We start from the raw sequence: 18,280 nt of genomic DNA, 5'->3' as shown, positions 1-18,280 counted from the left end.
CGCTCACGGGGAGCGGAGGGCCTCGGCGAGCTGGCGGCGGGAGGAGATGCCGAGCTTGGCGTAGATGTGGGACAGGTGGTATTCGACCGTCTTCTGGCTGACGTAGAGCTCCGCCGCGGCTTCCTGGTTCGTCCGTCCGCTCGCGATGACGTGGGCCACCGACAGTTCCCGTTCCGTCAGCGCCGGCAGCCGGCTGGGATCGTGTTCGAAGGCCGTGAGCCCGCTCGCCGACAGATCGGCCTCGCACCGCCGGACGTACGGGGCGGCGCGCAGCGCGCTGAAACGGCCGTGAGCCTGGTGAAGCCACACCGCCGCGTGCCGTCGCGACGCGGAGCCGGTGGCCAGGAGAAGCCTTCCGTACGCCTGCTCCACGACAGCCCGGTAGAGGGGCGCGGTGTCCGCGTCGGCGGCGACGGCCTCCTCGTAGATCGCGAGGGCGTCGTACGGACGGCCCTGGGCTTCGGCGAGCCGGCCTCCGAGTCCGGCGATGACGACCCCGGGATAGCCGTCGTCGTCGTAGGCCGCCCGCAGCTCACGCAGGGCCACCGCTGCGGCGTCCACCCGTCCGGTGCCGGTCAGCGCCTCGACGAGCAGCGACTGCTGCCACATCCAGAAGGGCTTGTGCAGCAGACGGAAGGACGTCCCGTCGAGCAGCGGCCGGAGCGAGCGCAGCATGGCCGTGTGGTCGGCCCTGGCCTGTGCCACGGTCGCGGCCGCCAGGGACGAGTAGACGATCTCGGCCGCCGAGCCGAGGGACTGCGCGATCCGCGCCAGGTCGACGAGGTGCCGCTGGGCGACGTCCCACTCGCCGCGGCCGGCCCTGACGCAGACGGCCGCGAATCCGGCCGGGGCCTCGCCCGCCAGCTGGTCCTGGGACGACGCGACGGCGAGGGCCCGCTCCGCGGTGGACTCGCTCTCGTCCCAGTCGCCCGCGACGTAGTGGACGACGGACAGGAGGGAGAGCGTCAGGGGGCCGAACTTGGATCCGGCCCCCTGCTGGTCGCGTTGCACCACGACCTGGAGGTCGGCGCGCGCCGCGGAGAGCTCGCCCAGGAACAGTCGCAGGACGCCACGGGTGGCCAGCGTGTCGAGATGGTGGTTGGGCGCCGCGGTGCCCTGGACCGGCAGATGCGCGAGGTCCAGCAACGCCGCGCGCGGACCTTCGTGCCAAAGCCGGCCGGTCGCCAGGGCCGCGCGGGTGAAATCGGTCGTGGCCGGGTCGAGATCGCCTACCGTCAGGGTGCGGCGGGCGATCTCCACCGTCTCGGCGCCCCGCCCGCGCCAGAGCGTGATGTGGGTCAGGAAGGTACCGGCCAGTACGGCGACCCAGCCGGGGTTCTGGAGCGACATGGCCTCCTGCCATGCCTGGGTGAGGTGCGCCTCGGCGGTGGCGAACCGGCCCGCCATCATGTCCAGGGCCCCCAGGACGCAGTCGCGCAGCGGCCCCGGCGAGCAGTCCTCCACCTGCTGCCGCAGGTTCGCGGCCCAGCCGGGCTGCATGGTGAGCAGCGACTGGGCGCAGGCGGTGAGGAGCCGTCGTTCGCGATCCGCGCGGTCGGCCGACAGGGACGAGGCCCACAGGAGGCGCGTGGCGGCGACGGCGTTGCGTCCGCCCGCCGCCTCTTCCGTTCCCGACCGGTCGAGCTCGTCCGCGAGGCGGGCGTCGGTGGTCGCGGCAGCCGCGACCCGATGGGCCCAGCCGGCGGCCGTGCCCACGAGCTCGGCCGCACCGGCGTGCAGGGAGCGACGCCGTTCAGGGGTGAGCGAGTCATAGATCGTGTCGCGCTGGAGCGCGTGCACCACGGCGACGGGGCTCTGCGGCTCCTTGGGCCACCACAGCGCGAGCCCTGCAGCCAGCGCGGGCCCGAGTGCGCGCGCCGGGTCCTGGAGGTCGGCGAGCCGACCGGCCGCCGACAGCGGAACCCGCGCGTCCAGCACCGCCATCGCCTCCAGGAGTTCGCGGGACTCCTGTGGGAGACGGTCCAGCTGCGCCCTGATCCCGACCTGCAGAGATCGCGGGACGGGCCAGCGCTCCAACCCGCCGTCGCGCAGCACGTCGGCCGGAATCTCCGACAGCACGGTCCGGACGTACAGCGGGTGCCCTCGGGTGTAGGCGTGCAGCCGGTCGGCCAGACCCGGCGCCAACCGGCCTTCGATCAGGGCCTCCACCAGCTGCGCGATCTCGGCGCCGCCGAGCCCGCCCAGATCGATTTTCACCGTCCGCTCCGACGAGCGCAGCAGCCTCTCCAGCGGGTCGCCGTCCTCTTCCGGCCGGGTCACCAGAATCGTCAGGACCCGGTCCGCCCAGAGGCGGCGCAGAACGAAGCCCAACGTCTGGACCGACAGCCGGTCCGCCCACTGGACGTCGTCCACGACCACAGCGACGGGGTTCCCCGACTCCTGCAACGCGCCCAGCAGAAGCAGCAACTGCCCGCCGACCACGTGCGGATTCGTCTCCGCGGACGGCACCTCGGCCAGCAGGGGGAACTCTTGCAGCACCGCTCGATCCACGTGCCGGCTGAGCTGTCCGATCACGCCGTAGGGCAGGTCGGCCTCCGACGGGTCGCCGATCGCCCGGAGGACCGTGAAGTCGTCCAGTGACGCGGCGAACCTGCGTACGAGGGCGCTCTTGCCGATGCCGGCCTCACCCTCGATGACGGCCAGCCAGGAGTCACCTTCCCTGACCTTGCCCGCGCAGTACCGAAGCCGCTCGGACTCACGCGTACGGCCGACGAACAACTCCGCATCAGGGTCCACGTGCCCGCCCCCCGCCCAGTGCCAGTCGTGACGGAGCATTGAGCACTGGGCTCATGCGCTCCGAAGGTAGGAAACCACAACGCTCGACGGACTCCCCAACGGCGCCGCACGCCTGGACGGCGGGCGGAGGTCAGGAGGTGGTGGCGGCGCGCTCGGCGGCGCTGCGCTCGACGCAGAACTCGTTGCCTTCGGGGTCGGCGAGAGTGACCCAGCCGGAGCCGTCGGGGCGGCGGCGGTCGCCGACCAGCGTGGCGCCGAGGGAGAGCAGACGCTCGACTTCCTCGTCGCGAGTACGGTCCTTGGGCTGGATGTCGAAGTGGATCCGGTTCTTCACCGTCTTGGCGTCGGGCACGGTGACGAACAGGATCGCGGCGCCCTCCGCCTCAACCAGGGCCTCGGGGTCACCAGGATGATCATCCTCACCGAGCTTGGCGTCCAGCACCTCCGCCCAGAACGTCCCGAGCTGATAGGCGTCCGCACAGTCAACGGTCACATGACGCACAAGAGAAGACATGACCGCAGTATGACGGAGAAACAGACCGAATCAGCTGCTCCACTGGCGGCACTTCCCGCCAGAAACCAAGCCGCAGCCGGAGCGCGGCGACACAGATCCCCGGCCTCAGAAGTTCGAACCACTCGTCTGCCGCAAGCGTCGCCGCGAAGTGGCGAGACGCGCTCCTGCACTGTTGCCGGTCTTCGCCATGAGACAAGCCGGTCCGGCCGGGGAAAATCCGGTCGACAGGCAAGCAGCCGCAGTGCACTGTGACAGTCCGGCCTGGGCCGATCGCAGGAGGTGCTCTTGGCGACCGTGAGAACCGCGGACACCCGCCCCACGATCAATGCCGCACTGGTCAGGAGGCTGGTTGACACGCAGTTCCCGCAGTGGGCCGCGTTGCCTCTGGAGCTCCTCGATCCGGCCGGCTCCGATCATGTGATCTACCGGTTGGGCGGGCAGCTGTCCGTCCGGATACCCCGCCACGGCGGTGCCATCGGACAGGCCGAGAAGGAACTGGAGTGGCTGCCCCGACTCGCCCCGCACCTGCCCCTGGCCATCCCGGTACCGGTGGCAGTTGGTGAGCCCGACTTCGGTTATCCGTGGCGGTGGGCGGTGTCCCGCTGGCTGGAGGGCGAGGTGGCAACCGTCGAGGCGCTGGCCGACTCATCCTCGGCAGCAGTCCAACTGGCGGAATTCCTGGCCGCCCTTCAGCAGTTCAGGTCCGAGGACGTGGAGGCGCGCGACGACCTCACCGCCCAGCCGTTGGCGAGCCGCGATCGCGCCACACGGGCCGCCATCGCAAGAACTCACGACGTGTTCGACGCCACCGCCATGACCGACCTGTGGAACGCGGCCATGAGCGCCCCAGAATGGGACCGCCCTCCGGTCTGGTTCCACGGCGACTTCCACACCGGCAACCTGCTGACCCTCGACGGCCGCCTCAGCGCGGTCATCGACTTCGGCGGACTCGGCATCGGCGACCCGGCCTGCGATCTGATGATCGCCTACACCCTGCTGTCCGCCGACAGCCGCGCCGTCTTCCGCGCCACACTCGATGTGGACGACGCCACCTGGACCCGCGGCCGCGGCTGGGCCCTCGCCACCGGCCTGAACGCCTACACCAGCTACGCCGCCACCAACCCAGGAATCGCCGCCCAGACCACCCGCCAGATCACCGAGTCCCTCATCGGCCGGCCCAGCCTTCCGTAGAAGTCCGTACAAGATCGAAAAGGGCCGCTCCCCGACCTGATGTTGACCACCTTGATGGCCCGGTGATCAGCCTGTGACGGGCAGTTGGCGAAGGTAGGGTCTGTCGGCTCGGTGGGTGGGCACGCGACAGGGCGTACCCGCTAGGGGTCTCCACGGCCCCCCCGACCTGCACCCCCTGCGGTGCGACGTATCCGGGCAACTTCGTCCTCGACCCGGAAGCTCCGCCCCCGTTCTCCTGGGCGCGGGAGCCCAGGAACTCTCTGTGTTCCTGTGACCCGCGATGGCCGCAGCTGATGGTCATGATGCACGGGCAGTGGTATCTCGGCTACCCGGGCTCAGAAGGGGAATCCGTTGTCGACGGCGCGGAAGAGGGAGCTTTCTGCCGTCGGTGCGGTGCCGAGTTCCTCGGCGACATGGTGATCGACCTCGACGACACGTCACACCTGGACGATCCGGACGCAACAGGCTTGCCCACCGTGAGTTGACCGTGCACCGCTGAACGGATCACAGTGAGCGGATGAACCGGGCCCTGACCGTGCTGACCTTCGGCACGTTGCTCGTGCTGCTGATCGGGGTCGTCGCATCCGGAGAGTCGCTGCCGTCGCTCGTGCTCGGCGCGGTGTTCACCGTACTGGCCACCGCCGGCTTCTCGTGGGTGCGGGCGCGCAATCAGCCGGCCTGGTCGCTCGGGTACGTCGCCGTGCAGCTGCCGATCGCGTTCGTCGTGTTCTCGCTGAACGCGGGGGTCGCCGCGACGCTTCTGCTCGTCGTGCTGGTCAGCCAGTGCGTGCTGCTACGGCTGCCGATCGCCGCGACGGCGGTCGTGGTCGGGCTGGTCCCGTTCGTCCACCTCGGCATGTCGTGGGACGAAGGGCTGCGGGAAGGGCTCGGCATACTTGTCGCCGCGATGTTCGCCGCGATCGTGACGGAACTGCTGCAACGCGAACAACGCGCCCGCGTCGAACTGGCCGAGGCGCACGAGCGGTTGCGTGACTACGCCGCGCAGGCGGAGCGGCTCGCGACCGTGCAGGAACGCAACCGGGTCGCACGCGACATCCACGACGGGCTCGGGCACTCGCTCACCGTCGTCCAGATGCAGGTCAAGGCCGCGCGTGCGATCCTGCCGACCGACACCGCGAAGGCCGACGAGGTCCTCTCCAAGGCCCAGGAGCAGGCCGAGGCCGCACTGGCAGAGGTACGCCGTTCGGTCCGCACGTTGCGCGAACCACGCGACATCCCTCCCCTGCCCGATGCCCTGCAGGCGTTGGCCGAGCTGACATCCGCCGCGGGCGTGACCACCAGCGTCGCGATATCCGGCGAGCGACGGCTGTTGTCCGACGAGACGCGCGAGGCCTTGTTCCGTGCGGCGCAGGAGGGTCTGACCAACGTCCGCAAGCACGCCCAGGCAACCCGTGCCGACGTGGCTCTGGACTACGCTGACACCGCCGTCCGGCTGTCCGTCCGCGACGACGGCGCGGGTTCCGCTTCGGCGCCCGCGTCCGGTTTCGGCCTGGTCGGGCTCAGGGAACGCGCCGAGCACCTGGGCGGACGGTTGAGCGTCGAGTCGGCACCCGGAGCGGGCTACACCTTGAGCATGGAGGTTCCCGGATGAGCCAGGTCCGCGTCCTGTTGGTCGACGACCAGGCTCTGTTCCGCGAGGCCCTGGCCACCCTCCTGGCCACGCACGACGCCATCGAGGTCGTCGGCGAGGCGGGCAACGGCGACGAGGCGATCCGCCAGGCCGCCGCACTCACCCCGGACGTCGTCCTGATGGATCTGCGCATGCCCGTCCTGGACGGCGTCGCCGCGACCCGCCGCTTACGTACCGACCACCCCGGCATCGGCATCATCGCGCTGACGACGTTCGACGACGAGGAGGACGTGTTCGCCGCCCTTCGCGCCGGCGCTCTGGGCTACCTGCTGAAGGACGTCTCCTCGGCTCAGCTGATCGAGGCCGTACTGGCCGCCGCCCGCGGCGAGTCGGTGTTACAGCCGTCCGTCGCCGCGAAGGTGGTCGCCCAGTTCGTCCGCCTGCCCTCGACCGGCGCCCCTGAACCGCAGCCGTTGGTCGTGCCGCTGTCCGACCGCGAACTCGACGTTCTCCGCCTCCTCGCCACCGGCAACAGCAACCGCGAGATCGCCACAACGCTCCACCTGGCCGAGGGCACCGTGAAGAACCACGTCACCAACGTCCTGTCGAAGCTGAACGCCCGCGACCGTACCCAGGCCGCATTACGCGCACGGTCACTCGGTTTGCTCTGACGATCCCCCCGGGTCATGACCACGTCATGACCTCGGTCGTGACCTTCGGCACAGGGCAGGACGGCGGCCGGCGACGACTCTTGTCGGTATCAGTCGATGCCGAATCCAAGAGGACGTCATGACGACCAAGGGAATCACCCGGAGTACGGGTCGCAAGCTGGGCCGGTTCGCGTGGCACTACGTCGAGATGGTGATCGCCATGCTCGCCGGGATGTTCGCGCTGGCGCCGCTGTGGCCGGATGCCTGGACGGCGCTGCCGGAGGTCCACGCGCTCGTCATGGCGACCGACATGACCATCGGGATGACCGTGGCGATGGCCTTACGCAGACATTCGTGGGCGCGGATCGGTGAGATGGCCGCCGCGATGTACTTACCGTTCCTCGTCCTGCTGGTGCCGTTCTGGCTAGGGGCGTTGTCGGCCATGGGGTTGATGACGGCCGGGCACGTGATCATGTTCCCGCTCATGCTGGCAGCCATGGTGTGGCGCCGCGACCACTACTGGCACTGAGGTTTCGATGCGTACTTTCCTGGGCCGCGCGCTCGCGGTGATCGCGGTTCTCCTGATTCCGATGGCGGGCGGGACGATCTCCGCCCTCGCCACGTTCGACGCCCTGTCCGCACCCGGGCCGGAGCGGCCCGTTCCGGCTGCCACTCCCCTGGCTTTCGACCCCGCCGAACCGACAGCGGTCGTGGTGATCGGCGACAACGGAGCCGTCGTGTCGGACGCCCTTGCCCCGTACGAGATCCTGGCCGCCTCGGGCCGGTTCAACGTCTACACCGTCGCGTCGCGAAGGCGTCCGCTGCCGTTGACCGGTGGTCTGGACCTGGTGCCGGATCTGAGCTTCGCGGATCTCGCCGAACTCACCGGCGGTGCCGCGCCGACGCTCGCGGTCGTCCCGGCGATGCCGGACGTCGGCGAGCCCAGTACCGCTCCGGTCACGACGTGGCTGCGTGACCAGGCGAGCCGCGGTGCGCTGTTGCTGAGCGTGTGCAACGGCGCCGGCGTCCTCGCCTCGGCGGGTCTGCTCGACGGCCGGCCCGCGACCGCGCACTGGATGCGGATCGGCTCGTTCGAGTCGGACTATCCCGCGGTGAACTGGGTGCACGGCAAGCGTTTCGTCGACAGCGGTACCGTCGTCACGACCGCGGGCGTGTTGTCCGGCATCGACGGAACCCTGCACATGATCGAGCGGCTGGCCGGTTCGACGGTGGCGGCGAACGCGGCCAAGGCCGTGCGCTGGCGGTACTACGGCAACACGCCGCCGGTCGTGACCGGCATCGCCATGCCCGCCCCGGCCGCGATCATCAACGCGGGTTGGACGTGGGCGCCGCCGACCGTCGGTGTGATGCTGACGCCGGGCGTCGGCGAGATCGACCTGGCGTCGGTGTTCGAGACGCACGACAAGTCGCTCGCGGACCGGATGTTGGCCGTGAGCGCGGACGGCGGCCCGATCCGGTCACGGCACGGCCTGACGTTCCTGCCCCGCGCCGATCTCGCCGGCGCGGCCCCTGACCTGGATCGCTTGCTCGTACCAGGAGCAGGCGTTCGCCTGGGCCAGGTCCCCGACGGCCTGGAGCCGGTGTACGTCCACTCCGGACAGGACTTCGCCTACAACGACGCCGTGCGGGACCTGGCCAGGACAACGGACGTGGCCACCGCCCGCTGGACCGCCGAGACCATGGAGTTGCCGACCGACGACCTGCGACTGGACGGCCCGGCGTGGCCGTGGCAGCAGACGGCGTTGCCCATCCTGTTGATCTTCGCAGGTATCGCCGCGGTGATCTGCCTTCCGCGCCCTCGGACCACCAGATCTCAGATCTCTACAACGACAGCTTGAACCCGTCGTGACTGCGAACGAAGCCGAGGGAACCGTAGAAGCGATGAGCATCGGTACGGCGCCAAGCCTCTTCTAGGAGCTGGGGGTCAGGTCCTGGAGGCCGAGGACCCGCAGCAGTTCGAGCCGCTGGTACGTCTCGGTGCCCGGCCGCGCCGAGTGCACGACGAGTTGCTGGCTGTGGCCGTCGCTGACCAGCACCTCGCAGTCGAGGTCGAGGACACCGACCACGGGGTGCACGAAACGCTTCGGCGACGGGCGGCGTACCACGACATCATGCGACTCCCAGAGCTCCTCGAACTCAGGTGACGCGGCGCGGAGTTCGGCCACGAGGGCGGCGGGGCCTGGGTCGTCGGGGCGTGCCGCGGTGACCGCACGCAGGCTCGCCACGTGCGCGCGGGCATGCTCCTCGTGGTTCTCGGGCGGGGCCAGGTCCCGTGCTCCCGGCACCGTGAACCAGCGGCGGATCACGTTCGTCCCCACATGGTCGCCGGTCAGGGCCACTGACATGGTGTTCTGTGCGAGCATCTGGCCCCAGTCGCTGAGCACCGACGCCGGGAGGTCGTGCAGCCGGTCCAGAACCAGCAGCAGCCCAGGGCGGACGTGGTCCGAGGAGCCGCCGGGCCGGGGCGGCTCCTGGCCCGCCAGGTGGAACAGGTGGTCGCGCTCCACGTCCGTGAGCCGCAGGGCGCGGGCGAGAGCGGTGAGCATCTGCCGCGACGGGTGGGAGCCGCGGCGCTGTTCCAGCCGCGTGTAGTAGTCGGTGGACATCCCGGTGAGCTGCGCCACCTCCTCGCGGCGCAGGCCCGGGGTGCGGCGCCGCGGACCCGCGTTCAGGCCCACGTCGGAGGGGGCCAGCCGGGTGCGGGCGCGACGCAGGAAGTCGGCGAGTTCGGTACGGTCCACTGTTCGAGGATGCCCTGCTCCCGGGCTTGTATCCAGGGAGTGCCGGTCCCTGGATGACCGCGTCTCTCCCGCCGATCCCGTCCGTCCCACACGCTTCGAAGGTGGCTACGACGATGAGGAGGCGGCCATGCTGATTTTGGTGACAGGAGCGACGGGCCAGGTCGGGCGGCGGTTCGTACCGCGGCTGTTGCAGAGCGCGGCGCCCGGCGACCAGGTACGGGTCCTGGTGCGGGACGCGGCGCGCGGCGAGCGGTTCGCGGAAATCGGCGCCCAGGTGCTGGTCGGCGATCTGCGTGACGTGGAGGTACTCGGCAAGGCGACGGCCGGCGTCGACGCGGTGGTGAACGTCGCCGCCGCGTTCCGCGGGGTGCCGGACGAGGAGGCGCGGGCGGTCAACCGGGACGCGGCCATCGAGCTCGGCCGGGCCGCGGCGGCTTCGGGCGTGCGGCGGTTCGTGCAGGTCAGCACCGGTCTCGTGTACGGCGCGGGGCGCGGCAGGGCGCTGGTCGAGAGCGACGAGACGGTGCCGGGTGGTCATCTGTGGGGCGCCTACCCCGAGTCCAAGTGGGAGGCCGAGCGTGCGCTCAGGGCCATGGACGGCCTCGACGACCTCCGCATCGGACGGTTGCCGTTCGTCTACGGCGACGGGGACCCGCATCTGGCCAACGTGATGGAGTGGGCACTGAAGTGGCCCGCCATGCAGCGCCTGCACATGGGCCACCATCTGGATGTGGCGCAGGGCCTGCGGCGGCTGCTGTACGCGCCCGGGGCACACGGCGTCTACAACATCGCCGACGATGCCCCGGTCAGCATGGCCGACCTCTTCCAGTTCCATGAGCTGCCGGTGCCGCAGGACGCCTACGACAAGGACGTCCCGGATCCGTGGCACGGCGTGATGTCGACGACGCGCATCCGTCACGAACTGGGCTACCGCCCGCTGATCCCCTCGCTATGGACGGCGCGGGACGCAGGAGTCCTGTAACCGGCTCCACCGAGGGCGGTGTCCCTCCCGGCCGGCCGCCGGCCGATCGACGTCGACGTGAACCGTACCGACAACGATCACCCACCACGGCCGGCCAGGGAAGAACCGGCAGGCCTGATCTAACGGGGCGCCGCACAACCCAGCGCTACCAGCGCTCCACCGACGAGCGCCGGCGCGAGGTCGCACACAGGCTTGACACCCTCACGCACACGGCGCACTGACCAAGAAGCCATCGAGTACGGCCCCACAACCGAGGCCCGCAGGAAGCGAAAGACCAGGCCAACGGCCTGGGCCTGTCATATGAGTGGAGCCTTCTGACATCCTGCTCGCAAATCGGCCTGATCTCCCTGCGAGATGGCCTCCACCCGCGAGAGCGACGGCCCGCGAGCGTCCGCGAGTGCCTCCCGTCGACCGCCCTTGATGGCCCGCGCGATCACGTCGCGTCGTGCCTCCTCACCCGGCCAGGATGCAGTTCTCACGTGGACGCTCACCGCCTGTCCAGCGGTCGCCGCTATCGTCCCGACATGCCACTGATCCGCAGTTATCGGCTTCCGGCTTGGCAGACGATGCCCTGTGTTGACCTTCCCCCTGGGTGAAGCCCCAGCATCGTCGGCACCGGCTACGGTGGCCGGAACGAGGAGGAGTGGTGCAGGAGCTGCTGACGATCGGGGCGTTCGCCCGGGCCGCGCAGCTGTCGCCCAAGGCGCTGCGGCTCTATGACGAACTCGGGTTGCTGCGGCCGGCCGCGGTGGACGGCGAGTCGGGATACCGGTTCTACGATCCGGCGCAGCTGGAGCAGGCCCGGTTGATCGCCTGGTTGCGGAGGGTGGGCATGCCGCTCGCCCGTATCCGGCGGGTGTGTGCCCTGCCCGCGCCGGCGGCGGCCGAGGAGGTCGCCGCTTACTGGGAGCAGGTGCTGGCCGAGACCGCCGCCCGTGGGCGGTTGGCCACCTTCCTCGTCGACTATCTCTCGGGAAGAGGCAGCGCCGTGGAAGACGCCGCGACCATGCTGGGGATCCGTTACGCCGCTCGGTCGGAGTTGGGACTGGTCCGTACGAGCAACGAGGACACCGCGTACGCCGGCGCCCGGTTGCTGGCGGTGGCTGACGGGGTCCTCGGCCCTGGGGGTGACCGCGCGAGCACCGCAGCCGTCGACGCGCTCAAGCCGCTGGAAACCTTGACCGTGCCGGCCGAGGATCTGCTCGGTGCGCTGGCCGATGCGGTCGCTGATGCCGACCGGGCGATCCAGGACATCGCTGCCTCGACACCGTCAGGTGAGGCGGTCACCACGTTGACCGCGCTGCTGTGGTCGGGGTCCCGGCTGGCGCTGGTGCACATCGGTGACACCCGGGCGTACCTGGTGCGCGACGGGGAGCTGTTCCAGATCACCCAGGATCACACCTACGTCCAGTCGCTGGTCGACGAGGGCCGGCTGACCGCGGAGGAGGCGGCCTCACATCCGCAACGCTCGTTGTTGGTACGGGCCCTGACCGGTACAGGCGGGGCCCGGCCGGACCTTTCGTTGCACGAGGCCGTGGCCGGTGACCGGTACCTGTTGTGCTCGGACGGGCTGTCCGCCGTCGTACCGGCCGGATCGCTGCGCGAGGTGCTGAACGGGCCGGGTGGACCCGAGCAGGTGCTCGACGGGCTGGTCGCGCAGGCGTACGCCGCAGGTGCCCCCGACAACATCGCCTGCGTGGTCGCCGATGTGGTGCGGCTGGAAACGCCGGCCATCCGTGACGGCGTGCCCGGATGTTGACCACGTCAAGGGTCCGATCGCTCGGTAGCTACACGGTTGACAGCCGCCCGCTGGCCATCGCGGCCTACCGACGGTTGTGGGTGGCCTCGGCGGTGTGCGCGGTGGGCGGTTCGTTCAGTGTGGCCGCCGTACCGACCCAACTGTTCACGATGACCGGCTCGTCGGCGACCGTGGGCGTCGCCGCCGCGGTGTCGTTCGTGGCGCTGGTCGTGGCGGCGCTATGGGGTGGCGCCCTTGCCGACGTCATGGACCGGCGGAGGCTGCTGCTCGCCGCCAACTGCGGGCTGGCGGTGACCTACGCGGCTTTTTGGGCCCAGGCGGCGATGGGTGCTTCCTCGGTACCCGTCTTGTTGGTGTTGGTGGCGTGCCAAGGGCTGACCTTCGGGTCAATCATGACCACGATGGGCGCCGTGGTGCCCCGCCTCGTCCCGGTCGAGTTGTTACCAGCGGCCAACAGCCTCAGCTCCCTGGTCCGTTACGCGGGGTCGATCCTGGGCCCGGTGCTGGCCGGCGCCTTGATCCCGGTTGTCGGGCTGGGCACGCTGTACCTGTTCGACGCCGTCGCGCTGCTGGCTGTCGTGTGGGCCGTCGCGAAACTGCCGTCGCTGCCGCCCCTCCCCCATCAGGCCGGATCGTCGAACGACCCGGCGGCGCAGCACCGCCAAGGCCGTTCCACGATCGGCCAGGTGCTCGCCGGATTCCGGTACTTGGCCGCCAGCCGGCTGCTCGTGGCGGTACTGATGGTGGACCTCGCGGCGATGGTCTTCGGCATGCCGATCGCGCTTTTCCCCGAACTGGCCCAACACACCTACGGCGGCCCGGCGGGAGGCGGCCCCGCATTGGGCTTGCTCTACGCCGCCTACCCGACCGGGGTTTTCGCGGTCGGCCTGTTGTCGGGCACCTTCACCCGCGCCCGCCGCCACGGCGCCCTCATGGCTGCGGCCGCCGCAGCATGGGGCATCACCGTCGTGATCCTCGGACTGGCCGCACACCTGTGGATCGCGCTGGCGGCGCTCGTCCTCGGCGGTGCGGTGAACTTCGTGCTGAGCACCTTCCGCAACGCCATCTCTCAGGCACTCACCGACGACGCCATGCGCGGCCGAATCCAGGGATCGCTCACCGTCGTCCTCATCGGGGGTCCACAGATAGCGAATCTGCTGCACGGGGCCGCCGCATCGATCTTCGGCCTCCGAGTGGTGATCTGCGCCGGTGGGCTACTTGCCACGGTGACCGTGGCAGCGATCGCATGGGCAGTGCCTGAGCTGCGGCATTACACCGCTCGGCACCCGTGATCAACTTCACCGTCAGGGGCCCGATCGGGCACGCGATGACGAGACTGCAACTGAAAACCCTTGTGATCACGGCACCCTGATGCGTGAACACGTAAGTTGAGTTCCAGTGCTGTGGGTCAGCTGGTCATGCGCAGGTCGGTGGCCGTCAACAGCGACGAAAGGCTGATGCCTTTTGCAGCCAGCGCTGCCGCACCTCCTTGTTCCCGGTCGATGACGCACAATGCCTCGCTGACCTGGGCCCCTGAGTTCCGGAGGTCAGCGGTGGATACGGCGATCTGGCCCCCGCTGGTGACAACATCTTCAACAACCAGAACCCGCCGTCCCACCACATCGGCGCCTTCAGCCAGACGACAGGTTCCGTACGTCTTGGCCTGCTTACGAACGAACGCACATGGCAGGCCGGTGTGCCGGCCCAGGGCGGTTACCACCGGGATCCCGCCCATCTCCAGCCCGGCCAACACCTCGATGTCCCGCGGGACCAAGGGAGCCATGGCCTGAGCGATCTCATCCAGCAGAATGGGATCGCCCTCGAACTTGTACTTGTCGAAGTACTCAGTGGCGGTACGTCCAGAGCGGAGCACGAAGTGGCCAGTGAGATGGGCTGCGGAATGAATCCGGCGAGCTAAGTCAGAGCGCGTCACAGGCACGCAGTTTCCCACGGCTGATGGCCTGTACCAGCACGGCGCGCAGCTACATCCGGTGAGCCAGGGTGAGAAATCGTCGACCACCCCCAAGCACGTACGGCGTCCTGTGCGGCGACGGGGCATCCCGCCATCTCGTCGATGGTGATCGCAACGAAGGCGTGCAACTCACCTGATCGGAGGAGAGCAACCAAGATCCCCTGTGGGGTGTCTGAGCCGGCCGCCTGAGGGCCGGGCACTCTGGTGTTCGACCGGTAGGGTCGCCCTTGTGCCCGAGCCGATCATGCGGCCTACCGCCCGCATCCTTCTCCTCGACGATCACGACCGCATCTTGCTCTTCCGTGGTCAAGGACCCGTGAATAACTCCGACGTGGCCTGGTTCACCCCAGGTGGCGGCGTCCACAGCGGCGAAGACCTGGCGGTGGCGGCCGCCCGTGAACTCCGTGAAGAGACGGGTCTGAAGGTGGAGCCGGAGAAGTTCGGCCCGGTAGTCGCCGTGAGCGAGGGTTACTGGGTGGGTTCCGATGACACTCTCCGCTACGCCACCGACCACTACTTCCTGCTCCGTGTCCCGGCGGTCACGGTGGACATCTCAGCGATGGAAGAGCTCGAACGCTCACTTCTCGACACATACCGCTTGTGGTCCTTGGATGAACTGCGGGACACGACCGAAAAGCTGATCCCACGTAACCTGCCCGATCTACTTGAGCCGCTGCTCAAGGGCGAGATCCCGGTTGAGCCGTACGTCATCGACTGGCACCACCCCGCGCCCGATCTCGTCGTGGCCGCTCGTGTGATCGTCGTCGACGACGAGGACAGGGTCCTCCTCTACCGCGCACCCCGGTGGGCCAAGAACGGCGGATCGGCCTGGTTCACTCCAGGCGGCCGCCTCAATCCCGGCGAGACCCCCGAGGTCGCCGCAGCCAGGGAACTACGTGAAGAGATCGGCTACCGGGTCGAGCCCTCAGCACTCGGTCCAGCGGTGGCGTTCAGCGACGGGGTCTGGGTCCGCGACGACGGCGAGGTGATGCGCTCGAAACATCACTTCTTCGTGCACCGCGTCCCCAGCCTGGAGATCGACACGTCGGAAATGGAAGAATTCGAACAGTCGCGGCTCGACTGCTTCCGCTGGTGGACCCTGCACGAGCTGCACGACACCACGGAACAAATCCTTCCCCCCGGCCTTCCCACGCTGGTAGAAGACCACCTCTCGGGCAACCTTCCAACCGAACCGGCCCTACTCGCCTGGGACCGGTAGGCCGCAACTGTGTCGACAGGGCTGGAACTCAGCGACCACCTGACGCCATCCCATGGCCGGCTTCGCGCACGCTTGAAGACAATTCCACTACCCAAACTTGAACCCAAGGGCGCAATTTTCTCATCATGCCCGAATCCGAAGTGACGACGAGCCCCGAAGCAACCTTGAAGGAAGAGATTTCCACTCTCTTTCGCCAACGAAATTTCCGTCGCTACTATGCCAGTATTTCAATATCCGCGGCCGGCTCCTCCATGGCGCCGGTCGCACTTGCTTTCGGCGTCCTTGAGCACTCCGGCTCGCCTGCAGCCCTTGGCACTGTGCTGACTGCCCAGGTCTTGCCCAATGTGGTACTCCTGCTTATCGGAGGCGTCGTAGGAGACCGCTGGTCCCGAAGCCGGATCATGGCGAGCGCCAACCTTGTCAGCGGAACGGCGCAGGTGGCCATCGCACTCACCATGGCGTTCAACGTGGGCGGCGTTCCACTCGTGGCCGCCCTCGCCACGGTCTACGGCGCAGCCAATGCCTTTTATTCGCCCGCCGCAGGCGGCATCCTGCCACAGCTTGTGGGAAAGAGTCACCTTGCTCGCGCGAATGCGCTGGTCAGACTGACAACTAGCTCTATCCGAGCCATCGGGCCTGTTGTCGCAGGCATACTTGTCGCTGCCGCCGGCGCGTCGACCCTCTTGATCTGGGATGGCCTTTCTTTCTTCATCGCATGCGCGCTGCTGTTTCGCCTTACCATCTCCCTGCCGCCAAAAGTTCGAATATCTCCCATCGCATCGATGATCGAAGGGTGGGGTCTCTTCGTATCTCGGAGGTGGCTCGCGGCTTGCACGTTGGTCATGACCGTCGGGGGCATGGCATGGCTGGCAGGGTTCCAGCTCCTCGGTCCAGTGACCGCCGCCGCACGAGGTGGCAGCACCTTCTGGGGTGCCGTCGTATCGTGCTACGCAATCGGACTTGTCAGCGGCGGCCTCGTCATGCTCGCCTGGCGGCCACACCGTCCTCTCGTCGCGGCCAATCTCAGCTCTTCACTTCTCTGCTTCCCGCTCCTGGGACTCGGCCTCTCCTGGCCCAACAGCGCTGTCCTCGTTTCAGCAGTTCTCGCTGGTATCGGCACGGAGATTTCCATGATCGCTTGGGCGACCGTCAAGCAAGAGAAAATACCAGTGGAAGAGCTCTCTCGAATCACAGCGTTTGATCAAGTGGGCGCCATCGCGCTTGCGCCGCTGGCCTATCCTGTTGCCGGCTTTCTTGCGGCGCATTTCGGATCCGCAGCTGTCATCATGGTTTGCGTTCTACTCATCGGCTTTCCGAGCATTGCTGTCTTGGCTCTACGCTCTGTCAGACGTGTACGCAGCGAGGCCAGGACGTAGGCGGCCTCGCCCCCGCGACGGCGGCGAGTCACACCAACGGGAGCCCTCCTCGGTGGCCTGCTTGCGGCTCCGGTGTCTCAGGTGCTCCAAATCGCGGATCGGATGACGGACAAGCGGTTTCGGGCGCTGGTCTGCTGGCCACGTTCGCGAGCCTGAGGTGGGGCGAAGTAATCGCCCTTCGACGGCATGACCCCGACCTGACAGCGCGCACGGTCCGGGTGCGGGAGCAGCTGGTCGAACTCGACGACGGTGAGATGCGCCTGTAGCGCAAGGCGGTCTTGTTGGCGCGCCATAGGTCCGGTAGGGGATCGCGTCTTAGGAGGTGACCAGAGGAGATCTGTTGAACAACGAGCAGAAACGCGACTTCGCCGACTTCGTGTCGGCTCGGTCGGACAGCCTGATCAGGCAGTCCGGGGGACGATCGTCGCCCACAGCGCGCTGACGCCCGCGACAACCGTGACCGGATCCTGCAGGCAGCACGGGCGGCGTTCGACGAGCAAGGCCCCCATGCCTCGCTCAACAAAATCGCCCAACAGGCGGGTGTCGGCCCCGGCACTCTCTACCGCCACTTTCCCAACCTCCAAGCCCTCCTGGTCGCGATCATCGGCGGCGACGTCGAGACCCTCTGCGCCCAAGGCCGTGAACTGCTGGAGCATCCGTCGCCCGACGAGGCGCTGCGCATCTGGCTGGGCGCTGTCGCCCGCCACGCGACCGCCATGCGGGGCCTGGTCGCGACCGAGATGATCGCCCAGCCCACCAAAGAGACCAGCACCGCCCTGGCCGCCTGTCACCAGGCGATCCACGCCACCGGAACCGCCCTGCTCGGTCGCGCCCAGCAGCACGGCAACGCTCCCGCGCGGATCGGCATCGCCGACCTCCTCATGCTCACCAACGCCATCGCCTGGGCCAGCGAGCAAACCCCACCGACACTGAGCTCCTCCACCGCCTCCTCGCTCTGATCAACACCGGCGTTCCCGATCCGACCCTCATGAGTCACGAAAATGAGCTGCAGGACGGGGTCCGTACCCGAACGAGTCGTACGCGAGCGTGAAGCTCGGGTAAGTGGACCGCGAGCCGGTGCAGTCGGCATGCGTGGAGGCCATCAAGGAGATCTCACAGCGCTACGGCTTCCCGATCCCTCAGGAGGGCGAGTGGGTGGAGAGCATTTGATGTCGTAGCTGTGCCTTGCAGCCGTACAAGATCGAAAAGGCCACGTCCCGGTCATGGGGAGTGGCCTTTGACCTGCGGTGGAGCCTAGGAGATTCGAACTCCTGACATCCTGCTTGCAAACGGGAAACGGTCACCCTGTAGAAAGGCCCCTGACCTGGTCAGGCGGCAGGCACAGGCTGATGACGTGTGATCATGCAAGACGGCGTTGCTGTACCTGCTGCTGTACGCGGCGCCCCGGACCAACGTGTCCATCCCCTGAAAGCGTGGAGACTCGGTTATGCGGCGATGGTCTCCTGAGACCTCGCCGTGGCGGCTGCTCGCGCGGTCATGATCTGCT

16 protein-coding genes and 1 pseudogene are annotated in these 18,280 nt (G+C 68.5%); 13 read left to right on the top strand and 4 right to left on the bottom strand.

Features of this window, described 5'->3' with window-relative positions:
* Positions 1–3: 3 nt before the first annotated feature.
* Both BLR04_RS38215 and BLR04_RS38210 read right to left on the bottom strand, forming a co-directional pair.
* Complete coding sequence (locus BLR04_RS38215; RefSeq protein ID WP_218129331.1) at positions 4–2,757, bottom strand: helix-turn-helix transcriptional regulator; 2,754 nt, start codon at positions 2,755–2,757, stop codon at positions 4–6.
* A gap of 130 nt (positions 2,758–2,887) precedes the next feature.
* Positions 2,888–3,271 (bottom strand): VOC family protein, encoded by a 384-nt coding sequence (locus BLR04_RS38210; protein WP_090774055.1) that lies wholly within the window; start codon positions 3,269–3,271, stop codon positions 2,888–2,890.
* 294 nt (positions 3,272–3,565) lie between these two features.
* Between BLR04_RS38210 and BLR04_RS38205 the strand changes: the two genes are divergently transcribed.
* The 6 genes from BLR04_RS38205 (at position 3,566) to BLR04_RS38180 (ending at position 8,562) form a co-directional block, all read left to right on the top strand.
* A complete protein-coding gene (locus tag BLR04_RS38205) occupies positions 3,566–4,462 on the top strand; it encodes an aminoglycoside phosphotransferase family protein (protein ID WP_245740993.1) in 897 nt (298 codons plus the stop codon).
* Positions 4,463–4,761: 299 nt separating this feature from the next.
* Positions 4,762–4,947: a hypothetical protein gene (locus tag BLR04_RS38200; protein WP_143022411.1), complete on the top strand. Its 186-nt coding sequence runs from the start codon at positions 4,762–4,764 to the stop codon at positions 4,945–4,947.
* 32 nt (positions 4,948–4,979) lie between these two features.
* Positions 4,980–6,074, top strand: coding sequence for a sensor histidine kinase (locus tag BLR04_RS38195; RefSeq protein ID WP_090774052.1), 1,095 nt, complete (start codon positions 4,980–4,982; stop codon positions 6,072–6,074).
* A complete protein-coding gene (locus BLR04_RS38190; protein WP_090774051.1) occupies positions 6,071–6,724 on the top strand; it encodes a response regulator in 654 nt (217 codons plus the stop codon). The genes BLR04_RS38195 and BLR04_RS38190 overlap by 4 nt, the downstream gene beginning before the upstream one ends.
* Before the next feature lie 118 nt (positions 6,725–6,842).
* Positions 6,843–7,232: a hypothetical protein gene (locus tag BLR04_RS38185; RefSeq protein ID WP_090774050.1), complete on the top strand. Its 390-nt coding sequence runs from the start codon at positions 6,843–6,845 to the stop codon at positions 7,230–7,232.
* Positions 7,233–7,239: 7 nt separating this feature from the next.
* Positions 7,240–8,562 (top strand): DJ-1/PfpI family protein, encoded by a 1,323-nt coding sequence (locus tag BLR04_RS38180; RefSeq protein ID WP_090774049.1) that lies wholly within the window; start codon positions 7,240–7,242, stop codon positions 8,560–8,562.
* 72 nt (positions 8,563–8,634) lie between these two features.
* Here the strand turns inward: BLR04_RS38180 and BLR04_RS38175 are convergent, their stop codons facing one another.
* The gene (locus BLR04_RS38175; RefSeq protein WP_090774048.1) at positions 8,635–9,465 is read right to left on the bottom strand and encodes a helix-turn-helix transcriptional regulator; all 831 of its coding nucleotides are present in this window, start codon (positions 9,463–9,465) and stop codon (positions 8,635–8,637) included.
* Between the two features lie 127 nt (positions 9,466–9,592).
* On the opposite strand from BLR04_RS38175, the gene BLR04_RS38170 reads away from it, so the two are divergent.
* From BLR04_RS38170 to BLR04_RS38160, 3 genes are all read left to right on the top strand, one after another.
* A complete protein-coding gene (locus BLR04_RS38170) occupies positions 9,593–10,447 on the top strand; it encodes an NAD-dependent epimerase/dehydratase family protein (protein WP_090774047.1) in 855 nt (284 codons plus the stop codon).
* Between the two features lie 646 nt (positions 10,448–11,093).
* Complete coding sequence (locus BLR04_RS38165; RefSeq protein WP_218129330.1) at positions 11,094–12,206, top strand: MerR family transcriptional regulator; 1,113 nt, start codon at positions 11,094–11,096, stop codon at positions 12,204–12,206.
* A complete protein-coding gene (locus BLR04_RS38160; RefSeq protein ID WP_090774045.1) occupies positions 12,200–13,498 on the top strand; it encodes an MFS transporter in 1,299 nt (432 codons plus the stop codon). The genes BLR04_RS38165 and BLR04_RS38160 overlap by 7 nt, the downstream gene beginning before the upstream one ends.
* 116 nt (positions 13,499–13,614) lie before the next feature.
* Here the strand turns inward: BLR04_RS38160 and pyrE are convergent, their stop codons facing one another.
* The gene (pyrE, locus tag BLR04_RS38155) at positions 13,615–14,139 is read right to left on the bottom strand and encodes an orotate phosphoribosyltransferase (RefSeq protein ID WP_090774044.1); all 525 of its coding nucleotides are present in this window, start codon (positions 14,137–14,139) and stop codon (positions 13,615–13,617) included.
* A gap of 268 nt (positions 14,140–14,407) precedes the next feature.
* Between pyrE and BLR04_RS38150 the strand changes: the two genes are divergently transcribed.
* The 4 genes and pseudogenes from BLR04_RS38150 (at position 14,408) to BLR04_RS42180 (ending at position 17,732) form a co-directional block, all read left to right on the top strand.
* A complete protein-coding gene (locus BLR04_RS38150; protein ID WP_090774043.1) occupies positions 14,408–15,397 on the top strand; it encodes an NUDIX hydrolase in 990 nt (329 codons plus the stop codon).
* A 125-nt stretch (positions 15,398–15,522) separates the two neighbouring features.
* A complete protein-coding gene (locus BLR04_RS38145; protein WP_090774042.1) occupies positions 15,523–16,773 on the top strand; it encodes an MFS transporter in 1,251 nt (416 codons plus the stop codon).
* A gap of 464 nt (positions 16,774–17,237) precedes the next feature.
* Positions 17,238–17,315: pseudogene (locus tag BLR04_RS42945) on the top strand (hypothetical protein); the annotation flags it as partial.
* 174 nt (positions 17,316–17,489) lie between these two features.
* Positions 17,490–17,732 (top strand): SbtR family transcriptional regulator, encoded by a 243-nt coding sequence (locus BLR04_RS42180; protein WP_245740989.1) that lies wholly within the window; start codon positions 17,490–17,492, stop codon positions 17,730–17,732.
* Positions 17,733–18,280 lie beyond the last annotated feature (548 nt).

The organism is Nonomuraea maritima, assembly GCF_900100395.1.
Lineage (GTDB): Bacteria > Actinomycetota > Actinomycetes > Streptosporangiales > Streptosporangiaceae > Nonomuraea > Nonomuraea maritima.
The sequence above is the reverse complement of the archived record's forward strand: the minus strand, read 5'-3'. Positions and strand labels throughout refer to the sequence as shown.